This window comes from Variovorax sp. P4_D9, assembly GCF_056401695.1.
In genome coordinates, this window is the sequence record NZ_JBFUIU010000908.1 from 1 (window position 1) to 3,382 (window position 3,382).

At 63.3% G+C, this 3,382-nt stretch carries 3 protein-coding genes and 1 pseudogene; 3 read left to right on the top strand and 1 reads right to left on the bottom strand.

Annotated features, from left to right (window positions below; genetic code table 11):
- Positions 1 to 519 precede the first annotated feature (519 nt).
- The 3 genes from AC1DY5_RS48065 (at position 520) to AC1DY5_RS48075 (ending at position 2,241) form a co-directional block, all read left to right on the top strand.
- A complete protein-coding gene (locus AC1DY5_RS48065) occupies positions 520 to 876 on the top strand; it encodes a hypothetical protein (RefSeq protein WP_478121405.1) in 357 nt (118 codons plus the stop codon).
- 135 nt (positions 877 to 1,011) lie between these two features.
- Positions 1,012 to 1,200, top strand: coding sequence for a hypothetical protein (locus tag AC1DY5_RS48070; protein WP_478121406.1), 189 nt, complete (start codon positions 1,012 to 1,014; stop codon positions 1,198 to 1,200).
- A 354-nt stretch (positions 1,201 to 1,554) separates the two neighbouring features.
- Positions 1,555 to 2,241, top strand: coding sequence for a DUF6602 domain-containing protein (locus AC1DY5_RS48075; RefSeq protein ID WP_478121407.1), 687 nt, complete (start codon positions 1,555 to 1,557; stop codon positions 2,239 to 2,241).
- An 853-nt stretch (positions 2,242 to 3,094) separates the two neighbouring features.
- On the opposite strand, the pseudogene AC1DY5_RS48080 reads toward AC1DY5_RS48075, so the two are convergent.
- Positions 3,095 to 3,382 (bottom strand): annotated as a pseudogene (locus tag AC1DY5_RS48080) (hypothetical protein); the annotation flags it as partial.

Consider the following 3,382-nt stretch of genomic DNA (forward strand, 5'->3'; position numbering starts at 1 on the left):
GCAGCGATGGAGCGGTCGTAGCTGGCAGACCCCCGGGGATCACCCGGAGGGCCTTTGATCAGTCACCGGCCAAAATCGGCCCATGCCCCCGACCCCTGCCAAACTCCCCGACGATGAACTGTTTCAACGCGCCCATGAGTTCAGGGTGCGGGCCTGCAGGGAGACGGCGAAGCCAGAATCGCCGCCCTTGCATGCGAGGTGCTGGAGCGGCGCCGGTTCGGCCGGGCAACGACGCTGGCTGCTCCGCTTGAGAACGCCCATCCAAGCAAATGGCCCTGGTGGCGGTTTTGGTGATGGGGCCCTGTGCCGCACCTTCAGCCCTCCCGCGTTGCGGGAAAGTCAGGCTCTGCTCAGTAGCGCACTCCACTTCAGCGAATTACGACTCTTCCGACCTTCAAGGGTCTTGCCCGCTTCGGCGGGCTTTTTCTTGTCCAGTTTTCGGCGCCAAAGGTATTCTTGGCCATGCCCAGGAAGCCCCAAGACCCCAAGCGCACCCTCCGACGGCAGGATCTAGCCGAAATGGCCGATTTGATGGACGAAGCAGCCGAGAGCCTCTACCTGATCCCGAAGGATGTCGCCTCGCACACCGACCTGCGCCCGGAGCTGTCCGATGAGCTCGAAGGAGCTGCCATCATGATCCGCGAGTCAATCGCCGACACCCTGGGCATCTCGGTCGAGCAGGCGAAGAAGATCCTCGCGCAGGGGTCGAAGGGCAAGCTGTCTCGCACCAGCGCCGACGGCGGGGGCTGCGCCTGGCTCGACGGCGAGTGGCGGCTAGACGAGCTCGAGGCGCTCTGCGTCATCCTGCGGCACGAGGCCGGCGACGAAGCGCGTGGCGCTGCCGAGTTCGTTGTGGTCTGGAAGGACGCAGAGTGACATTCGCTGAGCTGTCCGTGGGCGCGAAGTTTCGGTTCTGGCGCCGCGGCACTCTGCTGACGAAGACGTCGATGAGCGGCTACCTCGCGCCCCTATACGGGCAGCAAAAAATGGCAGGCGCCAGATGATGCCGAGGTGCTGCCCGAGGACGAGGAAACGCTCGCCCCCGTACCGCGCGTCGCGGCGAAGCCCGACGACGTCGCCCTGATCTCGAAAGCCTTGAACGAACTCGAAGCGCAGGGCGGCAAGACGCCCGAACTGGCGGCCGCGCGCCAGGCACTACGCCGGCTGGCGGTGCTTGCACGTTTGAAGGTCGGTGGCTGACACGGGCGCCCGGGCGGCCGCATAGCATGGCGCCATGGAAAACGAAGACGACGATCCCGTAGGCTGCCCACCAGCCCGCGATCCACTCCGCGAGTTCCGCATCGCGGCATAAGCCTCGGGCGTGATCCGCCAGGGCAATCCTCTACACCAGCAACTGATCGATTTCGCGCTCCTAGTCGTCGAGCGCTGCGCGTGCATCAGCGAGCACCCCGATCGGCCAGGAGCCGCCACTCGGCTACGTCAGCTTCCGAGAAGTCTGTCATGATCAATCGGCTGCCGCTCTTGCCCGAAGAAACTGCGCTGGCGTCCGGCTGCCGCTGATGTCGAACTTGGGCAGACAAGGGGGTTCTACCCATGAATCAAGTATTCAGAGACCTATTTGCCGCGAGGGTTGCTGGGGCGGTGGCGTCAGCCAAGGCTCTCGGCCAAATGAACCACGCTGGACTCAAGGGCGCCCTTCGCGAGGTGCTCGTCCGAGCCCTCCTTCGTCCCTTTCTTCCTCCGACGATTGGAGTCGGCCACGGCGTCGTCATTACCGCCTATGACGAGCAGTCAACGGAGCAGGATGTTGTGATCTACAGTCGAAACGCGATGCCCTGCCTTCTCGTCGACGAAGACGCTGGCGTGTTTCCGCTCGAATCGACGCTGTTCACAATGGAGGTGAAGAGCACATTGACCCTCGAAGAGCTGCGCGAGACGCACGAAAAGGCTCGAAGGCTGGAGAAGCTCCTGCACGTTCCAGGTGGGTCGCCGGAGCACGTCATTCCCTGTCTCTTTGCCTTTAAGTCCGACCTCTCGCAGAAGGACGAGATTGAGCGCTATCAAGGGTTGATCGAAGCTGCCGAGCCGGCCATTCGAGCGATCTGCGTTGTCGGGCGAGGCTATTGGTATTGGACGAAAGTGGGTGGTTGGCAATCTATTGTTCCCACGGCCTCGTATTCTGAGGTTGCGGGCCTGATTGATGGCGTCGTCTCGGTTTACGAGCGCGTCCTACAGTCAAGAGCACGTCCCTTGCTTCAACAGTACGTGGGCGCTGCTTAACCCGAAATTCACGGGGGCACCGAGCAGGGAGGTGGCGCAACCTCACCGTCCCGGCCCGTTACCTCGAACGTTGAGCGACTGCTTTCTGGCTTCCCTTTACGTGCCCTGAAAGGCAGCTCTGGGCCCACAGCGGCTGTACGCCTGGCCCCCGAAGCGGCGCGCCTGGAGATCGGCGCCGGGCGCTTTTTAGATCAAACGCCGAAAGCCGATCACTTGGTGGTGGCTTGCTTCTTGGCCGCGGCCTTGGCATCGCGCGCCTCGACCTTGGCCTGCCCCGCATTCGCGGCCTTGCCGCCGCTGGCCTCAGGATTGAGTTCGGGAGGCAAGTGTTTGACGCTGGACCCGTCTGCTGACGACAAGCCTGAACGTGCACCGGGGCCAGCATGTCCGCGGTGCTGACAAAGAAGGCCTGGCTCAGTTCTTTCCGTCTGCAAGGGCAGCGATCGCGGCCATGGCGCTCGGGTTGCCATTGATGAAGCGGGACAGCCGGACAGCGCGCTCGGCGTCCGTGAGGGCCTTGCCTGCSCCTGGCGCATCGGGATCKKTCTCGGCGCCGTCMAGGCCGAAWGCCTGGCGCTCSAGGSCGACCAGMACSCGCARCGTCTCGCCCATGTCCTTCATGGTCTTGGCGCGGCCGGGSAGSCTGATGATCTTGCGGTAGAGGTCGTTCAGCCGGTCCTGGCCGTTCTCGTCGGGSYKGCGCAGCAGSYCGCCSAGCTCTTCGAGYARCTGRACGTTCTCGGGKCCRACYTGCWGCTCCATCTCGTCCATCAGGCGCATCAGGACGCTTCGGCTGCGCTGGATGTCTCTGCGGTGAGAGAGGCGGACCTGCACGATCGCCTGGACATTCGCCTCATGACCTGCTTCTCCGAAACCTTGGATTCGTTGGATACCGCGCGGTGGATACCAGTGCCTTGGATACCAGTGCGTCAGCCTTGCGCCGGATCTTCTCGGACAGGTCACGCTCCCATCCATTGGCCTTCGCTCGCTTGTTGATCGCGCCGTGGGTGATGTAGTGCTCGGCTGCCATYTGGCGCAGGGTCTTGATGCCTGCGCGGTAGTCAAGTTCGATGCGCTCCCAGTCGGGAGCGGCCTTTGCGATCTGTTCAGCCATAGTTTTCCTGTTTCTTCGCCGTTTCAC